Source organism: Rickettsiella endosymbiont of Aleochara curtula (genome assembly GCF_964030935.1).
In the GTDB taxonomy this organism is placed as follows: Bacteria; Pseudomonadota; Gammaproteobacteria; order Diplorickettsiales; family Diplorickettsiaceae; genus Aquirickettsiella.
On sequence record NZ_OZ034990.1, the window covers coordinates 1,594,739 to 1,613,506 of the forward strand.

The 18,768-nt window shown below is 39.7% G+C and carries 18 protein-coding genes and 1 tRNA gene; 16 read left to right on the forward strand and 3 right to left on the reverse strand.

The features are described from left to right. Nucleotides 1–19 precede the first annotated feature (19 nt). The 12 genes from prmB (at nt 20) to AAHF87_RS07185 (ending at nt 12,281) form a co-directional block, all read left to right on the forward strand. A complete protein-coding gene (prmB, locus tag AAHF87_RS07130; protein ID WP_342147812.1) occupies nt 20–997 on the forward strand; it encodes a 50S ribosomal protein L3 N(5)-glutamine methyltransferase in 978 nt (325 codons plus the stop codon). Continuing rightward, complete coding sequence (locus AAHF87_RS07135) at nt 981–2,003, forward strand: aspartate-semialdehyde dehydrogenase (protein ID WP_342147813.1); 1,023 nt, start codon at nt 981–983, stop codon at nt 2,001–2,003. Before prmB ends, AAHF87_RS07135 begins: the two co-directional genes overlap by 17 nt. 117 nt (nt 2,004–2,120) lie before the next feature. Next, nucleotides 2,121–2,627: a hypothetical protein gene (locus AAHF87_RS07140; protein ID WP_342147814.1), complete on the forward strand. Its 507-nt coding sequence runs from the start codon at nt 2,121–2,123 to the stop codon at nt 2,625–2,627. 3 nt (nt 2,628–2,630) lie between these two features. Next, nucleotides 2,631–4,037, forward strand: coding sequence for a Dot/Icm T4SS effector AnkH/LegA3 (gene ankH, locus AAHF87_RS07145; RefSeq protein WP_342147815.1), 1,407 nt, complete (start codon nt 2,631–2,633; stop codon nt 4,035–4,037). A 172-nt stretch (nt 4,038–4,209) separates the two neighbouring features. Next, nucleotides 4,210–5,229: a hypothetical protein gene (locus tag AAHF87_RS07150; protein ID WP_342147816.1), complete on the forward strand. Its 1,020-nt coding sequence runs from the start codon at nt 4,210–4,212 to the stop codon at nt 5,227–5,229. 159 nt (nt 5,230–5,388) lie between these two features. Further along, a tRNA-Met gene (locus AAHF87_RS07155) sits at nt 5,389–5,465 on the forward strand. 145 nt (nt 5,466–5,610) lie between these two features. Beyond that, nucleotides 5,611–6,069, forward strand: coding sequence for a ribosome maturation factor RimP (rimP, locus tag AAHF87_RS07160; RefSeq protein WP_342147817.1), 459 nt, complete (start codon nt 5,611–5,613; stop codon nt 6,067–6,069). 13 nt (nt 6,070–6,082) lie between these two features. Then, complete coding sequence (nusA, locus tag AAHF87_RS07165; protein WP_342147818.1) at nt 6,083–7,621, forward strand: transcription termination factor NusA; 1,539 nt, start codon at nt 6,083–6,085, stop codon at nt 7,619–7,621. Nucleotides 7,622–7,751: 130 nt separating this feature from the next. Beyond that, on the forward strand, nt 7,752–10,208 hold the full coding sequence (infB, locus tag AAHF87_RS07170; RefSeq protein ID WP_342147819.1) for a translation initiation factor IF-2: 2,457 nt from the start codon (nt 7,752–7,754) through the stop codon (nt 10,206–10,208). Then, nucleotides 10,208–10,600, forward strand: a complete 393-nt coding sequence (rbfA, locus tag AAHF87_RS07175) for a 30S ribosome-binding factor RbfA (protein WP_342147820.1) — start codon at nt 10,208–10,210, stop codon at nt 10,598–10,600. Before infB ends, rbfA begins: the two co-directional genes overlap by 1 nt. A 194-nt stretch (nt 10,601–10,794) precedes the next feature. Continuing rightward, entirely contained in the window at nt 10,795–11,856 is a 1,062-nt protein-coding gene (gene truB / locus AAHF87_RS07180) for a tRNA pseudouridine(55) synthase TruB (RefSeq protein ID WP_342147821.1), read from the forward strand. Between the two features lie 263 nt (nt 11,857–12,119). Next, a complete protein-coding gene (locus AAHF87_RS07185; protein WP_342147822.1) occupies nt 12,120–12,281 on the forward strand; it encodes a hypothetical protein in 162 nt (53 codons plus the stop codon). 269 nt (nt 12,282–12,550) lie between these two features. Here AAHF87_RS07185 and efp read toward each other — a convergent pair whose 3' ends face one another. Next, nucleotides 12,551–13,120, reverse strand: coding sequence for an elongation factor P (gene efp / locus AAHF87_RS07190; RefSeq protein ID WP_342147823.1), 570 nt, complete (start codon nt 13,118–13,120; stop codon nt 12,551–12,553). 9 nt (nt 13,121–13,129) lie between these two features. Then, on the reverse strand, nt 13,130–13,675 hold the full coding sequence (gene orn, locus AAHF87_RS07195) for an oligoribonuclease (protein WP_342147825.1): 546 nt from the start codon (nt 13,673–13,675) through the stop codon (nt 13,130–13,132). Between the two features lie 271 nt (nt 13,676–13,946). Between orn and plsY the strand changes: the two genes are divergently transcribed. Further along, nucleotides 13,947–14,552 (forward strand): glycerol-3-phosphate 1-O-acyltransferase PlsY, encoded by a 606-nt coding sequence (plsY, locus tag AAHF87_RS07200; RefSeq protein ID WP_342147826.1) that lies wholly within the window; start codon nt 13,947–13,949, stop codon nt 14,550–14,552. 116 nt (nt 14,553–14,668) lie between these two features. Beyond that, nucleotides 14,669–16,843, forward strand: a complete 2,175-nt coding sequence (locus AAHF87_RS07205; RefSeq protein WP_342147828.1) for a DUF5617 domain-containing protein — start codon at nt 14,669–14,671, stop codon at nt 16,841–16,843. A gap of 50 nt (nt 16,844–16,893) precedes the next feature. On the opposite strand, the gene tsaD is transcribed toward AAHF87_RS07205, so the two are convergent. Further along, a complete protein-coding gene (gene tsaD, locus AAHF87_RS07210) occupies nt 16,894–17,949 on the reverse strand; it encodes a tRNA (adenosine(37)-N6)-threonylcarbamoyltransferase complex transferase subunit TsaD (RefSeq protein WP_342147829.1) in 1,056 nt (351 codons plus the stop codon). Nucleotides 17,950–18,010: 61 nt separating this feature from the next. Between tsaD and rpsU the strand changes: the two genes are divergently transcribed. Together rpsU and AAHF87_RS07220 are read left to right on the forward strand one after the other, a co-directional pair. Beyond that, nucleotides 18,011–18,238, forward strand: a complete 228-nt coding sequence (rpsU, locus tag AAHF87_RS07215; protein ID WP_006035291.1) for a 30S ribosomal protein S21 — start codon at nt 18,011–18,013, stop codon at nt 18,236–18,238. Nucleotides 18,239–18,243: 5 nt separating this feature from the next. After that, nucleotides 18,244–18,693 (forward strand): GatB/YqeY domain-containing protein, encoded by a 450-nt coding sequence (locus tag AAHF87_RS07220; RefSeq protein WP_342147830.1) that lies wholly within the window; start codon nt 18,244–18,246, stop codon nt 18,691–18,693. Nucleotides 18,694–18,768: the final 75 nt, after the last annotated feature.

Genomic DNA, 18,768 nt, shown 5'->3' on the forward strand with positions numbered 1-18,768 from the left:
CTTTTAGGCCTATGTTTAAATGAAGAATATTTTACTCAACTGTCGAAACTTTGTGGCTAAATTATCTTATTGTATTTCTGATGAAGAGCTTAAAGCAGCATTATTAGAATTTAGACATTTACAAGACATATTACGTTGGGGGTTTACCCAATTTAATAAAGCAAATCTCTATTATGGTCATGGCACCGATAATGCATGGGATGAAATACTTTATTTAGTGTTATCCACACTAAAACTTGGCTCGCATTTAAATCCATGTTTTTTAGCGGCTAGTTTAAGCTTAGCTGAGCGTCGTTTACTTATAGAAAATATTCGCCAGCGTGTTGAAGATCGTATTCCCACGGCTTATTTGGTGAATGAAGCAAACTTTGCCGGTTTATCATTTTATGTCGATGCGCGTGTGCTGATACCACGCTCACCGATAGCTGAATTAATTCAGCGTGATTTTAGCCCCTGGATTGAAGATACTAAAAGAATCAATACAATACTTGATATTGGAACGGGTAGTGCTTGTATCGCGATTGCCTGCGCGTATGCTTTACCTGAAGCACGTATTGATGCAGTTGATAATTCGAAAGATGCATTAGCAGTAGCCGCTATTAACGTAGGCACGCATAAATTACAAGGTCAAATTAATTTAATTCACTCCGATCTTTTTCAAAACTTAAGTGGTCGGCTTTACGATATTATCATTAGTAATCCACCCTATGTTGATGCTGAAGACATTGCGAGTTTGCCGCCAGAATATCAGCATGAACCTGCTGCGGCTCTGGCTGCGGGTGCGGATGGTTTAGATTTTGTTACTCAAATTCTTAAGCGCGCCAAAAAATATTTGAAAGAAAAGGGTATTTTGATTATAGAGGTGGGTAATAGTAAAAAAGCATTAATTGATCGTTATCCACAAATTCCTTTTTTCTGGCTTGAATTTGAATATGGCGAAGCGGAAATTTTTTTATTAACCCAAGAGCAATTAACTCGTTATGAGCAAGAAATTTAATTTAGCCATCGTTGGCGCTACCGGTTTTGTTGGTCAAGCGGTATTAAATATTTTACAACAGCGGAAATTTCCGATTAAGCATCTCTATCTACTTGCCAGTGAACGTTCTTCTGGCGAGACGATGGAGTTTAATAAACAGCCATTAATCGTATCCGATTTAGTTGAATTTGATTTTAAGCAAGCTGATATCGCGATATTTACAGCGGGTTCGGCAATTTCTGCTCAATATGTTCCAGAAGCGACGCAAAAGGGTTGTTTAGTTATCGATAATACGCCGCAATTTCGTTACGACGACGATGTTCCTTTAGTAATCCCCGAGGTAAATCCCGAAGCATTACTCGCTTATAAAAAACGTCATATTATTGCTAATCCAAATTGCTCTACGATACAAATGTTAGTCGCTTTGAAGCCGATCTATGACGCCGTTGGTATAAGCCGTATTAATGTTGTAACTTTTCAATCCGTTTCAGGAGCAGGGAAAGCTGCATTCCATGAGCTGATTCAGCAAGCAGGCCAATTACTAAATGGTTTACCCATTAAGCAGCCACAAGCATTTACTCAGCAAATTGCTTTTAACGTTATCCCGCATATTGATGAGTTTGAAAAAAATGGATATACACGCGAAGAAATGAAAATGGTCTGGGAAACGCAAAAAATTTTTGCCGATGCAGAAATTCAAGTGAACCCCACCGCGGTAAGAGTTCCGGTGTTCCATGGACACTCTGAAGCGGTGCATATAGAAACAAAGAAAAAAATAACTGCTAGCCAGGCCAAGCAGTTATTAAAAAAAGCTCCGGGTATATTAGTTATCGATAAGCTTGCCAATAATGGTTATCCAACACCCATTTCTCATGCTAATAACGATAAAGTGTTGGTAGGTCGGCTTCGAGAGGATATTTCCCATCCCTTGGGTTTGGACATGTGGATCGTTGCGGATAATATTCGTAAAGGCGCCGCCCTAAATGCCATACAAATTGCTGAATTACTGATTGAGCACTATATATAGGCCACCTATTAGCGGGGTCTAATTCGTTGCTTCAGGAGTATACCCTTGACGTCTATATCTTTAGAGTAAGCTAGGTTAAAATAGCCGCATGAGTGGGTTTTACCAAGCGTTGCGAATATGACTGATAATACAAATAAAAAAAATCCTTATTTTGAACATGACGAGCTACCTTCCTCCACTGAGATGGAAGCTTTTTTTTATGCAAAGCATATCGACCCCGTCGTTAATTTAGAGGAAGATGATGATGAGGATGGCAGCGGCGTCGGTACGGTGACGCTGAGTGTTGAACAGCTGTCGGCCTATCTACAAGCGGCATTTAATAAGGAACGCCGACAGCGTGTAGATGGACAGAGAAAATTTGCTGCCTGTCCTTTATCAGAAGACCCTAACAATTTGTTGGGTAAGAAAAATTCGCGCTCGTGTGGTTTTGGAGAATCGCCCCAGATACATCCCTTATTAGCGAATAGTCAGCAGTTTAGCGGTGATGATCCTTCCATAAGTGCAAATCCTACGGAGAATTCCGAGGCTAGTAAAAAATTTCCCGAAAAACGCCTAGAAAATCAATTACGGTTACAAAAAAATCTTGGTTTAGGTGCAAGCAAAAGTGTAACGCTTGCTAGATAATAGATGTTAAAGCCTACTTTCGCTCACGAAATTTTGTTTGGTACACTTAATGGTGTAGAGCGGTATATCCAAGCGGGGGCGGATATAGAAGAAACTGATGAGTATGGTTTCTCACCGTTAATAGAGGCGACGATTGCCAATAAGCTAGAGGTTGTTGAGTTATTATTAGAATATGGATCCGATATCAATAATGCCGACACCACGGGTCGCACTGCATTACATTGGGCAGTCGATAATCACAATTTAGCTTTATGTGAATTATTACTTGCAAATAAAGCCGATGCTAATGCTTATACCAGCGCGGGACAGCCTGTTTTAGTTTATCCTTTATTGAGACAGCAAAATGAATTAAAAAAATTACTTTATCGATATGGTGCTAAATTAGGATTTGCTCAAGACTTTATCCAAGCTAAATTACTCGGACATCGTTATGAATTGGTAGGTCAGGTCGATATTGTTAATGGCGCAGGACGTTTTATAGAGATAAATTACGAAGGATTTTTTTTAGAGTTTACACTCGACGTCATACTCAATTCTTTGCGTCGCTATCAGAATAATTTTTCTTCACGCCATTTGCGGCCTTACTTCGACAATTTAGAAAAATTGATTGCCGCATTTTCTAACGCGCAGGCATTACTAAAATATCAGCGTTATACGATTAATATTAAGGATCACACGCATAGTATCGATGCCTTGTTAGATCAAGAATTACTGTTATTACCCATCGCTTATGAAGGCCATGCCATTGCATTGATTAAATATAAAAATTGGTTAGTTCGTTGCGATCGGGGTGAGAATAGCCATCGAGAAGGCAGTATTGTTATCTATGAATGTCAGCATCCCTATGCTTGGAATAATGAGTTTTGCAAACAATTAATTTATACACGCCTATCTCGTGAGTTTCTAACTCAAGGGATACATCGTCACTTGGGTTTAGTCACTGTTGCAAACCTACCCCTTCAGGGTCAAGTTATCGGTAATTGCTCTTGGGCAAATATCGAAGCAAGTATTGCAGGTATATTATTTTTGCTGTCTGGAGTCGGTACTAAAGGCCAATTAGTTTCTGATTTTGAAAAATATCAACAGCAAGCTTTAGGTTTTTTTCAGGATTGGCAAACCTGGGATAAAGATCGTGCCTTAGAGGAATGTATACAAGGGTTTTATTATAGCAATAAAGTTCGAGGAGCCACTAAAGCGACTATTTTAGCCGCCATTTTATTCCAAAAGTCGACGCTAAATCTTAGTAGTCTAAAACAAGCCGAAGCCATATTAAAAATTTTAACTTTAGACGATTATAATTATTTGCTAAAAAGTTACTTGAATGTATATTGGCAATTAAATAAAACTGTGCAGGGAAAAAACTTGATTGGCTTGCTAGATGCTTGTGGTATCAGCCGAGAATTTTTATAACAATGGTTTTCTCTCTGTGGTATAAAAATTAACGAATCCGTCATGGCGCGGCCGAAACGTCAGTGAGGCCGTGGCCATCCATAGATTGCCGCGCACCTACGGTGCTCGCAATGACGATTAATATTTTATACGCTACAGAAAACAGAGGTTTTGAATACTAAGGAACAGAAAGATGAATAGGGAAATGACCACTGGGCGTCGCAGTTTTTTTACCCAAAGAGATACGAAACAAAGATACAGAGAAAATTGGGTTAGTAAGGTAAACCAATTTAATAAAAAATCCATTTATGATCTAACTTGGAAGGCTTTTTACCATGAGTTATGCAAACTCGGTATTAAAGAGTTTTTAAATCAATATGGATACTCTTCTAAAAGAAAGTTGCAACTCGTCATTGCAAAATCAAATCTTTGTGGGAAAAAAGTAACTTTGTATGATTTTGAAAACAGTTCCGAACCTGAGTTAATTAGGCTGGTAGGAAATAATTTTTTTGGGAAAATCACTAATCAGATAAATTTTAATGCAAAAAATCATAAATTATCGACTATTCACTATTACATTTATCATTACAGTTTGAATTTTACGGCACTAAGTTTGGGTTTTTCTAGTAAACAATGTTTTTTGAATTTTTTTGCACAAACGCTTTATGTGCCTGAGTGTTTAGAGAATATAGTCCAAAATCTACGGCGAAGTATCGAAAGTCTAAGACAAATCGCTCCTGCTAACTTGCGGAAAGAATTGAGTGATCTTTATGATAAACCCTTACCTAAGAATCGAAATTTCATAAAATATAATTCTACGTTAGAGGAGCTTAAATTAGGGCTAGAAAATGAATCTACCGTGCTAGTTGTAGCCAGCTTAGGTGGTAGTAATGCCTATATCGTCAATAAGAAGTTGCAAACCTTGAGACCTTTACTTAATGTAAATTTACGAATTTTAAAGCAGCAATCTTGGGAATCTCTGCAGGCAGATACGCCGATTTTCATTTGGAAGATAAAATTATATCAACTTTTCTCAGGCCAAGTCATGTTGGATCAATGGCCTGCTACTTTATATAAACCTCTACGGCTATATAGTTTTCGCAGTTATCTTTGGCAATTTTTCACGTCACGCCGAGCACAGGAAGCCCACACAGATACGCCATTGAATCTTCATCATTCTCATCCTTCGGTTTTTTCTTTTTATAGCGACTGAGATAGCGGTGAGCGAACGTTATGTGCATACTTACAACCCTTAAGCTTAAGCTTATTTCTCGGCTAAACCAGATGAATTGTTTGTGTTATCAATACTTAATTAGAATAATTTATCCCATTGTAATTACCGCATCGAATGGAGTATACTCTGTGCCGCTATCGCGGGGTGGAGCAGTCTGGTAGCTCGTCGGGCTCATAACCCGAAGGCCGTAGGTTCAAATCCTACCCCCGCTACCAATTTATTGTGCGAGAGGCCCCATTATGGGGCTTTTTATTTTGACTAGACTAGCGCTAAATATCAGCAGCCAGGAGTGTATTAGCCCATACACGGGGGTGTGCGCATTGAGTGGCTTTATATTCACAAGTGCGAAGAGCGTAGACGATGAAAAACAATTCAGCGATAGAAGCAAAGATATTGCCGACGGTTGAAGCCCTGGGTTATGAGTTATGGGCCTGCCTCTATCTGACACAAGGTCAACAAAGTGTATTGCGTATCTATATTGATAGTGAAAAAGGTATTACCGTCGCTGACTGCGAACGGGTAAGCCGCCAAATTAGTGCATTATTGGATGTGGAAGACCCTTTATTAGGACGTTATAACTTAGAAGTTTCTTCTCCGGGCTTAGATAGACCCCTTATTAAAGAGAAGCATTTTCAGCGTTATGTTGGTCATACGGTGCGTGTTGCTACGCACACGCCCATCGATAATCAACGTAAATTTAAAGGTCTTTTACAATCAGTAGGAGTAGCTGGGATAGTGTTAAGCCAGGATGGGAAGGAATTAGTGTTAACGTGGGACAATATTTTGCGTGCGAATGTATTGCCTGAAATGAATAAATAACCGGAGGCAGGCTATGAAAAAAGAAATTTTATTAGTGGCAGAGACGGTATCTAACGAAAAAGATGTTGATAAAGAGTTAATTTTTAAAGCGATAGAAGCCGCTTTAGCGATGGCTACCAAGAAAAAAGCAGGTGAAGATATCGATGTCCGAGTGGCTATCGATCGCCGCACCGGTGACTACGATACTTTTCGCTACTGGACAGTCGTTGCGGATGAAACTGTGGCGAGTCATCTTGGAGATGCTCATATCCCCTTTGAGCCCTTAAAACAAATACTATTAAGCGAAGCTAAAAAGCGTGATCCAAATAGCCAAATTGGGGACGTGGTAGAAGAGCATATGCCTTCGGTGGAGTTTGGCCGTATTGCAGCGCAAACGGCAAAGCAAGTCATTATCCAGAAGGTCAGAGAGGCCGAACGCGCTAAGATAGCCGAGGCCTATACCAGTCGTATTGGTGAATTGTTATCAGGAATAGTCAAGCGTATTACACGAGAAGGTTTGATCGTGGATTTAGGCGCAAGCGTAGAAGCGTTTGTTCCACGCGAGGAAATGATACCCCGTGAAGAAGTACGATCTGATGATCGTTTGCGTGGCTATTTATATGCCGTGAATCCGCAAGTGCGAGGTCCTCAGTTATTAATAAGTCGCACACGCCCAGAAATGTTGATTGAACTCTTTAAGATAGAAGTGCCGGAGATTGGCGAAGAGTTGATTGAAATTAAAAGCGCCGCGCGTGATCCTGGTTCACGTGCAAAAATTGCAGTTAAAACCAATGATGGTCGCATTGATCCGATAGGTGCTTGCGTTGGTATGCGTGGCGCGCGAGTACAAGCCGTCTCCAGTGAATTAGCTGGTGAGCGAATTGATATAGTGTTATGGGATGATAACCCAGTTCAATTAGTTATAAATGCGATGGCGCCTGCTGAGGTGGCTTCTATCGTGGTGGATGAAGATACCAAGGTGATGGATGTAGCTGTACAAGAGGAACAATTATCACAAGCCATTGGTCGCAATGGTCAAAATGTACGTTTAGCCAGTGAACTAACCGGATGGATAATTAATGTTATCACTATAGAAGAAGCGGCCAAAAAAGTGGTTAAAGAATCGGAAGGTTTACAAAATCTTTTTATGGAACAACTTGCCATAGATGAAGAAATAGCACAGATGTTAGCGCGAGAGGGATTTACCAGTTTAGAAGAAATTGCTTATGTATCAGAGCAAGAGCTATTAGATATTGAAGATTTTGATCCAGAGTTAGTAGAGACGCTGCAAAATCGTGCTAAAGAAGTGTTAGCGACACAAGCTGCTGCTAAGCAAAAATCGACGATATCTGAACAGGGTAAATTTTTAGAGCCGCATCAAGATTTACTTTCTTTAGAAGGAATTACCGAAGAGATAGCAGTCACATTAGCTAAAAAAGGTGTTTCCTCACGCGAGGCATTAGCCGAGTTGGCAGTCGATGATTTGTTAGATATTATCGAATTAGATCGTGAAACAGCGGGTAAGTTAATCATGGCTGCACGTGCTCCTTGGTTTGCCGAAGAGAAAAAATAGGAGTCAAAAGTAGAGCTATTATTTTTTATAAAAAAAAATTAAAGTTCGATAGGTAAGCAGCAACAATACACATTCAGAAGAACTTAAGTAAGTTTTCGAAGCTGTCAAATATTGGCAGGAGAAGCATAGTATGACAGAAAGTATTAAAGATAAAACTGCAAATAAAGTTTCTACAGAGCTTGAAAAAGAAACCTCTGCGGATAATAACCCTAAAAAAGTAATTACGTTGACTCGTACTCGTAAAAGCACGAGTTTGCTTAAAGTGAAAGATACTTCAGGTAAGGCCAAAACTATTAAAGTTCAAGTTCGTAAAAAACGAACTTATGTGAAAAGTAATGAAGGCTTGATAGATGAAGAGACTAATCGCGCTAACGAAGCAAAAGAAATTAAAGAAGCAGAAGAATTAGCCCATCAAGCAGAAAAAGCCGCTGCAGAAAAATTAATTACACCTGAAGCGCAAGCAGAACCCACTGCCGAAAGTAATAGTCCAACCAATGAAGAGCCGGTGGTATCTAATGAAACAGTGGAAAAAGAACAAGTGTCTGTACCTGAGAAAAAATTCATTGCGCCTACAACAAATTTAGAAAAAAAATCTAAACCTAACGAAAAAGTGATTATTGCTTTACCTACCAATGCAGAAAGATTGGAACGTGAGAAAAAGCATAAAAATCGCAATTTAAAAGAAAAAGAGCTAGCGAAATACCGACATAAAACGATTTATCAGCTTGAAGATGAGTCCGACGAACAATTCCGTTATCGTAAAAAAACCGGTAAGCACAAGCGACCGGATCAGTTTTTACAACAACAATTTGAAAAGCCGACGGTAGCTGCCATACACGAGGTTGGAATTCCTGAAACGATTACAGTGGGTGATTTAGCGCAAAAGATGTCGATTAAGGCAGCTGAAGTGATTAAAGCGTTAATGAAGTTGGGTGTGATTGCAACTATTAATCAAGCTATCGATCAGGATACCGCCATACTCGTTGTAGAAGAAATGGGACATATTGCTAAGCCTGTCAGTTCCAATGCATTAGAAGAAGGTTTAGTGAATACCACGCAACAACAAATGGGTGAATTGCTGGCGCGTCCACCTGTAGTAACCATTATGGGTCATGTTGATCATGGGAAAACTTCTCTTTTAGATTATATCCGACGTACGAAAGTAACTCAGGGAGAAGCGGGTGGTATTACCCAACATATCGGTGCTTATCACGTGGAAATACCCAAGGGAGTTATTACGTTTTTAGATACTCCTGGACATTCGGCGTTTACAGCGATGCGAGCACGAGGTACACGCGTCACTGATATCGTTGTTTTGGTTGTCGCTGCTGACGATGGTGTGATGCCGCAAACCATCGAAGCAATTCAACATGCCAAAGCAGCAAACGTTCCTATTGTTGTTGCCGTGAATAAGATTGATAAACCAGAAGCCGATCTGGATAGAATAAAAAATGAATTAGCTAAACAAGGTCTTAATCCTGAAGAATGGGGCGGTGATACTATGCTTATCCCTGTCTCTGCAAAAACAGGGCTAGGCATTGATGATTTATTAGATTCGCTGTTGGTGCAAGCAGAAGTATTAGAACTAAAAGCACCTCAAGAAGGGCCGGGACAAGGCATCGTTATAGAATCACGTTTAGATAGAGGAAAAGGTCCGGTTGTAACTATATTAGTACAACAAGGAAAATTGCATAAGGGCGATCTACTGTTAGCAGGTACCGCTTATGGTCGTATCAGAGCCTTGCTTGATGAGCGAGGTAAATTAGTCGAAGCAGCGGGACCTTCTATGCCCGTTGAAGTATTAGGTCTGTCGAGTGCACCAGTGGCGGGTGATGAAGCAGTGGTGGTAGCTGATGAACGTAAAGCGCGAGAGATTGCTTTATTCCGTGAAGGAAAATTACGTGAAGCCAAATTAGCACAACAACGAATGGTTAAAACCGATGATATTTTCGGCCAGTTGGATGAAAACCAAGTTAAGACTTTAAATATTATTTTAAAAGCGGATATGCAAGGATCAGCGGAAGCTTTGCAAGAAGCCTTGAATAAACTTTCTACTTCTGAAGTTAAAATAAAATTGGTCTATGTGGGCGTAGGTGCGATTACTGAATCCGATGCTAATCTGGCTTTAGCTTCAAAGGCATTAATTTTAGGATTTAATGTTAGAGCGGACGCCACCGCCAAAAGAACGGTAGAAAAAGAAGGCTTAATAATGAATTATTATAGCGTTATTTATGACCTGATCGACCAAGTTAAAAACATCATGAATGGATTGTTGGCTCCAGAAATAAAAGAAAATATTTTAGGTTTAGCCGAGGTCCGTGAAGTGTTTCGTTCCGCCAAGCTCGGTGTTATTGCTGGCTGTATGGTGACAGAAGGATTGGTCCGACGTAATGCATCTATCCGATTGTTGCGTGATAATGTGGTGATTCATGAAGGTGAATTACATTCATTACGTCGTTTTAAAGATGATGCTGCAGAAGTTCGTCATGGTATGGAATGTGGTATCGGCATTAAAAACTTTACCGATGTACGAGTGGGCGATATGATCGAAGTGTATGAGCGTATTTCTATATCTAGAACTATCTAATGCCAAAAGAATTTAGTCGTGTCGCGCGTATTGCCGATCTGATACAGAAAGAATTAAGTAATAATATTCTGAATAAAGAAATAGCGGATAGCCGTTTGAAATTTATTACGATCACATCAGTCAAGGTGTCACGTGATCTTTCCTACGCAGATATATGGTTTACACAGTTAGAGGTAGAAAATTCAACGGATAAACAACACAGTAAGGAATTAGCAGTTAAATTGTTAAGAAAAGCGGCTGCTCGTTTACGTTATGCTTTAGCGCAACGTTTACAACTACATAAAGTGCCTAGTCTGCGCTTTTTTTATGATGATTTCCTGGAAGAAAGTGATCGTATCCATAATTTGATTGACAGTGTCATCGAGAAAGATAAGGCCAAACGTTCCGAATAAATCATTCGCTAAAATGCAAAAATTTAAAGTTAACCCTAGAGTAATATATTCATAGCAATTAGATTTTTGGCAAGGCGCTGTGATAATGAAGCAATCTTGGTTTATTCAAGATACATGAGGATTGCAAGTTGAGCAGCAACACAGCTAATGTCAAGTGCGAAGAGTAAATAGTTATTTTTATAAAAGAATAAGTTATGCACCCCCCAAGCTCAAAAAAACGTTCCGTCAATGGTATTTTATTGCTGGACAAACCAAAAGGGATGACGTCAAATCAAGCATTACAAACTGCAAAACAATTATTCTCGGCTATTAAAGTAGGACACACCGGTAGCTTAGATCCATTAGCAACAGGTTTGTTGCCTTTATGTTTTGGAGAAGCAACAAAATTTTCTCAGTTTTTACTCAACGCCGATAAAACTTACCGCGTGAGTGCTCGCTTAGGGTTCAAAACCAACACCGGCGATGCTGAGGGAGAAGTGATAGAAACCCGCCCTGTAGCCAATTACTCCGCAGATCAACTAGAAAGCGTGTTATCTGCTTTTCGTGGGCCGATCTCGCAGATTCCTCCTATGTTTTCGGCACTAAAACATAAAGGTCAACCTTTATATAAATTAGCCAGGCAAGGCATAGTGGTAGAACGTAATCCGCGCACCGTGATCATACATAGTTTACGTCTACTTGAAAGTAATAATACAGAAAAAAATTCAAGTGTCCTAAAAGTTGATTCGCAGCAATTAGATTTTTGTCAAGGCGGCGAGAAAACCAGCAACCGGAGTGTATATAACATACATGAGGATTGCGAGTTGAGCGGCAACGCAGGAAAAAATTCGAGTGCTAAGAGAATACTTAATTTAGAAATTAGATGTAGTAAAGGTACGTATATTCGTAGCTTAATAGAAGATATCGGTGAAGCTTTAGGTTGCGGTGCATATGTGTATGATTTACGTCGCCTGGGTGTAGCTAATTATCTGGCTGAACAAATGGTAAGCTTGGAAGAATTACAACGATTAAGCCTAGCCGAGTGCGATCAAAAATTATTGAGCTTAGATAGTTTGCTTAACGAATGGCCGGTTTTGAAAATTTCACAAGCGGCGGCTTATTATCTTTATCGTGGTCAAGCAGTATTACTACCTGGTCTTCCGAAACAAGGCTTTGTGCGTTTACTGTTACAAGAAAGTGGGCAATTTATCGGTGTGGGAGAAATCTTAGACGATGGACGTGTTACCCCCCGGCGTTTAGTGGATTTAAACAAGTGAAGTTACTCTTCGCACTTGAATTTTTTTCTGCGTTGCCGCTCAACTCGCAATCCTCATGTAAGTTATATATACGCTCCGGTTGCTGGTTTTCTCGCCGCCTTGACAAAAATCTAATTGCTGCGAGTATATTTAACTGACAACTATTTACGCTGCCGACATAAATTGATCATATTTTGTCCAATTAATAGCAATATTATGGTATTTAGCGAGGTCTTTGCTAGGCTTAAAGGGAGAGACATTATAAGTTTTAATTAGGAGCTCATATGAACAAAGGTAAATTTCCTCACGATAAGAAACATCAAAAACCACAATGGCCAGGTCATGGTCCACAAAAACCTCCACACAATCCTGGACACCACGGCGGACAAGGCACAGAAGGTAATCCAAACAAACCACAATGGCCAGATAACAAAGACAAACGCTAAAACCGTTAATGCTTTTGGATAGGCTTGCTAAGTTTTTTAGCAGTTGATTGGGGCAGGAGCGCAACTGAGATGGATGATTTAACGATCATCCATCTTTTTTTATACCATACTTTTCGCACTTGCCAAAAATCCAATTGCTGTGAGTCTACCAAGATATGATGCGAAAAATTGAAACATTGTATTCGTCGCGAGCGCGCAGCGCGCGGCAATCCAGGAAATTCTATTTGTGGATGGCCACGCTCGTAGTATTCGCTCGCCATGACGGTGATTCATACTTTTACGCGGGAAAGATATTCGCCGGTGCGAGTATCGATTTTAATTAATTCGCCAATTTGGATAAACAGAGGGACTCGTACCATAGCGCCTGTTTCTAAAGTCGCTGGTTTTCCACCTCCACCGGACGTATCGCCGCGTACCCCAGGGTCCGTTTCTACTATTTTTAAAATAACAAAATTAGCCGGCGTTATGCATAAAGGCGACCCGTTAAATAAGGTCAACGTGCAGGAGTCTTGTTCTTTTAGCCATATTTTAGCTTCAGTCACTGCCGATGCGTCAGCGGCGTATTGTTCATAGGTCTCGGCATCCATAAAGTGCCAAACATGTCCATCGGTATAGAGATATTGAACTTCAATATCAAAAACATCAGCAGCCTGTAAAGTATCTCCAGATTTTAAAGTCCGTTCAATGACGCGACTGTTTTTTAAATTACGTAACTTAATCCGGTTAAAAGCTTGCCCTTTTCCTGGCTTAACATAGTCATTTTCTAAAATTGTATAAGGGTCATTATCGAGCATGACCTTCATACCGTTTCTTAATTCATTGGTAGTGTAGTAAGACATAATTCAAAGTTAAAGTTTAAATAAATGCTCGCGATAATAGCGCAATTCATTAATAGAGTCTCGCACATCCTCGAGTGCCAAATGTTTAGATTTTTTCTTGTAGGCATCTAAGATGCTGGGTTTCCAACGAAAGGCTAGCTCTTTTAAGGTGCTGACATCTAAGTTTCGATAATGAAAATATTTCTCTAATACGGGCATACAACGGGCCAAAAAGCGACGATCTTGGCAAATACTATTACCACACATGGGCGATTTATTAGGTGGGACGTACGTCATAATAAATTCTAAGGTTTGTTTTTCTGCTTCTTCTTCAGTGGTTTTACTGACTCGCACTCTATCGAGTAAGCCCGAACCTTTATGTTGGCGTTTATTCCAATCGTCCATACCGGTTAATAGTTGTTCAGATTGAAATATAGCAAACACCGGACCCTCTTCTATAATCTCTAATTGAGAATCGGTGATAATGGTTGCAATCTCGATAATTTTATCTTGATTAGTATCAAGTCCTGTCATCTCGAGATCGATCCAAATTAAATTATCCGCTTTAGGCGTCATGTTAGAACCTTTTAATAATTATTACTATACTCTTCGCACTTGGAATTTTTATCTGTGTTGCCGCTCAACTCGCAATCCTCATGTATCTTGAATAAATAAAGGTTGCTTCATTCTCGCGGCGCCTTGCCAAAAATCCAATTGCTGTGAGTATATAAATGGGCTGTCGCAATTTTCAATCACGAAAATTGTTTATTCGTATATTATACCGTGGCGCACTAAAGATGCGAATTTTTTAGAAGTTAACTACTTAAGCTCGAATTTAGGAAAATTTATGTTATTGCTATTTATTTTTATTTTAGTTGCTTATTTATTAGGTTCTTTGTCCAGTGCGATTATTGTAAGTAAATGTGCAGGTCTGCCTGACCCGCGTACGCAAGGCTCGGGAAATCCCGGGGCTAGTAATATCCTAAGAATAGGTGGAAAAAAATTAGCCGCCATCGTTTTAGTCGGTGATGTGCTCAAAGGATGGATTCCGGTCATGCTGGCTAAATTATTTGGCTTGCCTTTAGCGTCTTTGGCATGGGTGGCTTTTTTTGCTTTTATAGGTCATCTATATCCAGTTTTTTTTGGTTTTCGTGGCGGGAAAGGCGTAGCAACCGCATTGGGTGGATTAGTGGCTCTAGCTTGGCCTTTAGGTTTAATAGGATTATTAAGTTGGGCTGCGGCGCTGTTTTTATTGGGTTATATTTCTGTGGCGTCTATGCTGGCGGCGGTAGTGACTTTTTTTTACGTTTTTTACATGTATGCCTTGCCAGTTTATTTACCGATTTTTTTGATGACGGTATTGTTGATAGCACGTCATTTTTCAAATATTCAACGTTTATTTCAAGGTAAAGAACCTCAATTTATTAAATCTGAATTGAAAAAGAAAAAATAATTTTTACATTTTTTATTAATTTATTAATAAAACTTTTTACAAAAATATTTTTATGTTATGTTGTTTGAATAATGGATATTTTATAATTAAAAAATTTGATTAAATGGAGGTTATTCATGCCGATTAAACTTAAAAATATTCCTCTTATAGAGCGATCCGATCCCTTACAAAAACATCTAAATACTTTTTTATCTCCGTCTAAAGAGAAAGCAGAATATGCGAAAAAAAAATTAGAGGTAGTTGGTCTAGCTAGAGATTTGATTAAAAAAAATTCGGATATGCCAGAAAAAGTTTCTAAGCCTTCGGATCCTCTGAAAACAGCTGAAGCTAAAGATAAGTTTAGTGTGCTATCGGCGGCCATCGATAAGACTGCGCAAGTAAATCCAGAGAGTCAACAAACTATAATTGAGTATTTGTCCCAGCAAGATAAACTTAGAAAAGAAAATCAGTTAGTTCATGGGAAAAGCTTTAAAGATCCTAATTTAAATCGCTTAGGCTTGGGCATAGTTGAAAATCAAGATAAATCTGAAACTCCTTTTTATCAAAGAAAATTTAGTTCTACGCATGCATATAGTTTTCGTGGCGACCAATATTCCATTCAAGGTGCGGTTGAATTTGGTGTGACTTACGACAATAGATTTTTTATTGTACCTAAGCCTGACGGTCTGGTAGTTAATAATTTATATAAAATGGCACAAGGAGCTTTGCTAAAGGCAGTAGGATGTATACAAATTGGTAATAGTCAGGTAGAAGAGCGCGTCACCGGAGGTGATGTTTATCCAAAAGTATTAGAAGGACAAGTGAACTATGTTTCTGTTTACAATGCTTTTTTTGATGCTCCCATCGATAATATTGCGGTTTCCTTGTTTGCCTTGCAACACTTGGGTATTGATCTGAGTAATACACAAGTCGTTATTCCGAATGATAATGCGCCATTAATTAAGCGTATTACCGATTGCAATATTGCCATTCAGGGTGAAATACAAGATGCTGGGTATTATTTAGATGAAACTCGTTTTCCTGGCGCCAAGGCATTAGCTGAAAAAGATTTGACTTTATTAGATAAAATTGTTGAACTGTTTTGTATAATAGATGATGAGTTTTTAGCACTAGGGAATAAAAAATTTTTAAAAGAAATTTATGGAGAAAAAGAACTCCTAAAGTTGAATTTAATTCAGCTATTCAGTTGCACTGAAAAACTTATAGATAACACCGAACAAAAAGCTAAAGTAACTAAAATCGAATCGGAATTGCCAGCGGGTATCCATCAGCCTTCAACCTCTGCGCAAGCTTTATCTAATCAAAGTATTTTATCCAATACAACGGAGGTTAAAAAAAGCGATTCTTTCAATGATTTTTGGCAGGCCATCAAAGGGCTTATTCAGTTTTTTAAAGAAAAAAATGTTGATCTAAGTTTTCTTACTTCTGAAATCAACTTGATATTAGCCTATATATTGCACAATGGTTTAACTCCGGCAGAAAAAAATCAATTACAAGAATGGTCTATCCCAGGAAAAATAATTCCAGGTCGAGGATTAGACATAGAAAATATTTCTTCTTTTATAGCATTTGATAAAAAAGATCCGATACAAACCTGCATCAATCTATTAAAGGATTACACTAAAGGCCAAGGTTTATCTGGAGTTATAAAAAGATTTTTTTCTTTGGCTTGGAATCGACATTATATCTCGAGTGTTAACCAATTTTTAAGGGAATATGATCCAGAAAACTCTCCGGATAATCTAACTATTTATGATATTTTAAATAAATTACGAAATTTTGGAGCGGATATTTCTTTGCGGGATAACAAAAGTACGTTGCTAAAAAGATTATTATTTTGCGCTACGCTTAATGGCGAAGAAAGTGATTTCATTCCAGTAATCATTGACGGCGAATGTTTAGATGATGCTGCTCATCAACTGACATTACCATTAGAAAACGTTCAGCCTCCTCATGGGACTCCTATTCCTACTCAGCCGTTGTGGGTGCCTGCTCCGATAGCTATTACGCCACCGCCTTTGCCATTTGGGAATTCCCCCACAGAATCGACTGAGTTGTTAATTAATAGAACAAAAGCAGGTAGCTACCAGGACACTTTCGAAAATAAATTTTTTCCTGAACACAATCAACCCATACGTCCACGATCGGCTAGTGAGGCGAGTAAACGGCTAACTACCAAATTTTTTATAGATGCAGAGAAAGGACTCAACCCAATTATGCTACTGGGCGAGCAGGGTAAAGTCGCGGGGGGTAATGCATGCCCCTCATCTCCAGGAGTGAGTGGTCTTTAATATACGCTTCGCACTAGACGTTGCCGCTCAACTAGAATTAAATTTGACGATTAATCCAATTGATCTAAAGGATAACGTGCAATGGTTTTTATGCTTAGATTATCGCTTAGCCCCAAATTCAAACGTCGATAACCTAAATAAGCGATCATTGCACCATTATCCGTACAAAAACTAGGTCGTGGATAGTAGAGCGTGATGTTATGCTTTAATGCCATGCTAGCTAGTTCTTTTCTAAGCCAGGTATTGGCGGCTACACCACCTGCGACCACTAAACGATGCAAGCCGGTTTGCTTTAAGGCGCGTATGGCCTTGATGACTAAGGTCTCAGCTACCGCTGCTTGAAATTCATGCGCAATATTGGCTTTGGTTTGGTCGGTTTGGTCACTATTTTTTAATGTTGTGCTCACAAATGTTTTGAGACCACTGAAACTAAAATCGCAGTCTGGTCTATTCACCATCGGTCGTGGAAAAGCATATTGTTTAGCTTGACCACGCGCAGCTAAGGCAGCGATGGCCGGACCTCCCGGGTAATTCAGACCTAATAATTTGGCGGTTTTATCAAAAGCTTCGCCTACCGCATCATCTAGACTGACGCCAAGAATCTGATAAGCGCCGATACCGTTTACTTGAGCCAGTAGCGTATGCCCACCCGACACTAATAGGGCAACAAATGGGAATTCCGGGGCGTGTTGTTCCAACATGGGAGCAAGTAAATGGGCTTCCATATGATGTACGCCTAGCGTAGGAATTCCCAGTGCCCAACCCAAGCTACGCCCAAAAGCCGCACCGACCAACAGCGCCCCGGCTAAGCCAGGTCCTGCGCAATAAGCGATGCCATCGATGGCCGAGAGCAGCAGATGGGCAGTCGCCAAGGTTTCCTTTACTAAGGGTAATATTTTCAGGATATGGTCGCGTGAGGCTAATTCTGGAACGACCCCCCCATACAGATTATGTAGCTCAATTTGGCTATACAGCGTATGCGCGACCAGCCCTTTTTGGCCTTCATAAATCGCAATACCGGTTTCATCACAAGAAGTCTCAATACCTAATACACATTGTATGGTTTCTGGATGGAAATCGGGTTGCTTTGAATAGAAACTTTGCATTTTTATGGATTGCTGGTTAGAATTAGCACCTATTTTAACTTTAATTGAGGAAGTGCACTACATGCCCGGCGTAATACTTAAAACCAGCGAAACACTAGAGTCGGCTATCCGCCGTTATAAGCGTGCCTGTGAAAAGTCAGGTATTTTCGCTGAAGTGCGTCGTCGTGAATACTACGAGAAACCCACTGAAGCACGCAAGCGTCGCTTTGCTGCAGCAGTTAAACGTTGTCGTAAGCGTTTGATGCGCGATAATCCTTGTTTTATAGCTAAAACGAAACGTAAGCACTAAAAATCATGACTACCTCTCTCAAGCAGCGCATACAGGAAGATATGAAAACTGCTCTTCGAGCACAAGATAAGCAACGTTTGGGCGTGGTACGACTCATCCTGGCAGCTATTAAACAGGTTGAAGTGGATGAACGCGTTGAGGTAGACGATACGCGTATTACGCAGATATTGAATAAAATGCTTAAGCAACGTCGTGATTCAATTGCTCAATATGACCAGGCTAAGCGTGATGATTTAGCTGATCAAGAACGTTTAGAAGTCGGCATTATTCAGACCTATTTACCTGAACCTTTAAGTGACGCAGACATTGACCGGTTGCTGTCTGAAGTCATAACAAGAGTAGGTGCAACTTCAGTTAAGGATATGGGAAAGGTCATGGCAGAACTAAAAGAAAAATTGCAAGGTCGTGCGGACATGACACAGATTAGCGCAAAAATCAAAGAACGTTTGACTTAAAAGTTCGTTTCTACCGCTTGCGGAAAATTCAAATAACTTACTCGTCATTGCAAGCTCGTAAATATTACTCGTCAT

What these genes read in the sequence shown, in the direction of transcription:
- nusA (WP_342147818.1), top strand. Translation starts at nt 6,083, where the DNA reads ATGAAAAAAGAAATTTTATTAGTGGCAGAGACGGTATCTAACGAAAAA.
- AAHF87_RS07135 (WP_342147813.1), top strand. Translation starts at nt 981, where the DNA reads ATGAGCAAGAAATTTAATTTAGCCATCGTTGGCGCTACCGGTTTTGTT.
- truB (WP_342147821.1), top strand. Translation starts at nt 10,795, where the DNA reads ATGCACCCCCCAAGCTCAAAAAAACGTTCCGTCAATGGTATTTTATTG.
- efp (WP_342147823.1), bottom strand. Translation starts at nt 13,120, where the DNA reads ATGTCTTACTACACTACCAATGAATTAAGAAACGGTATGAAGGTCATG.
- orn (WP_342147825.1), bottom strand. Translation starts at nt 13,675, where the DNA reads ATGACGCCTAAAGCGGATAATTTAATTTGGATCGATCTCGAGATGACA.
- AAHF87_RS07220 (WP_342147830.1), top strand. Translation starts at nt 18,244, where the DNA reads ATGACTACCTCTCTCAAGCAGCGCATACAGGAAGATATGAAAACTGCT.
- AAHF87_RS07185 (WP_342147822.1), top strand. Translation starts at nt 12,120, where the DNA reads ATGAACAAAGGTAAATTTCCTCACGATAAGAAACATCAAAAACCACAA.
- rpsU (WP_006035291.1), top strand. Translation starts at nt 18,011, where the DNA reads ATGCCCGGCGTAATACTTAAAACCAGCGAAACACTAGAGTCGGCTATC.
- AAHF87_RS07205 (WP_342147828.1), top strand. Translation starts at nt 14,669, where the DNA reads ATGCCGATTAAACTTAAAAATATTCCTCTTATAGAGCGATCCGATCCC.
- rbfA (WP_342147820.1), top strand. Translation starts at nt 10,208, where the DNA reads ATGCCAAAAGAATTTAGTCGTGTCGCGCGTATTGCCGATCTGATACAG.
- infB (WP_342147819.1), top strand. Translation starts at nt 7,752, where the DNA reads ATGACAGAAAGTATTAAAGATAAAACTGCAAATAAAGTTTCTACAGAG.
- AAHF87_RS07140 (WP_342147814.1), top strand. Translation starts at nt 2,121, where the DNA reads ATGACTGATAATACAAATAAAAAAAATCCTTATTTTGAACATGACGAG.
- AAHF87_RS07150 (WP_342147816.1), top strand. Translation starts at nt 4,210, where the DNA reads ATGAATAGGGAAATGACCACTGGGCGTCGCAGTTTTTTTACCCAAAGA.
- prmB (WP_342147812.1), top strand. Translation starts at nt 20, where the DNA reads ATGAAGAATATTTTACTCAACTGTCGAAACTTTGTGGCTAAATTATCT.
- tsaD (WP_342147829.1), bottom strand. Translation starts at nt 17,949, where the DNA reads ATGCAAAGTTTCTATTCAAAGCAACCCGATTTCCATCCAGAAACCATA.
- ankH (WP_342147815.1), top strand. Translation starts at nt 2,631, where the DNA reads ATGTTAAAGCCTACTTTCGCTCACGAAATTTTGTTTGGTACACTTAAT.
- plsY (WP_342147826.1), top strand. Translation starts at nt 13,947, where the DNA reads ATGTTATTGCTATTTATTTTTATTTTAGTTGCTTATTTATTAGGTTCT.
- rimP (WP_342147817.1), top strand. Translation starts at nt 5,611, where the DNA reads ATGAAAAACAATTCAGCGATAGAAGCAAAGATATTGCCGACGGTTGAA.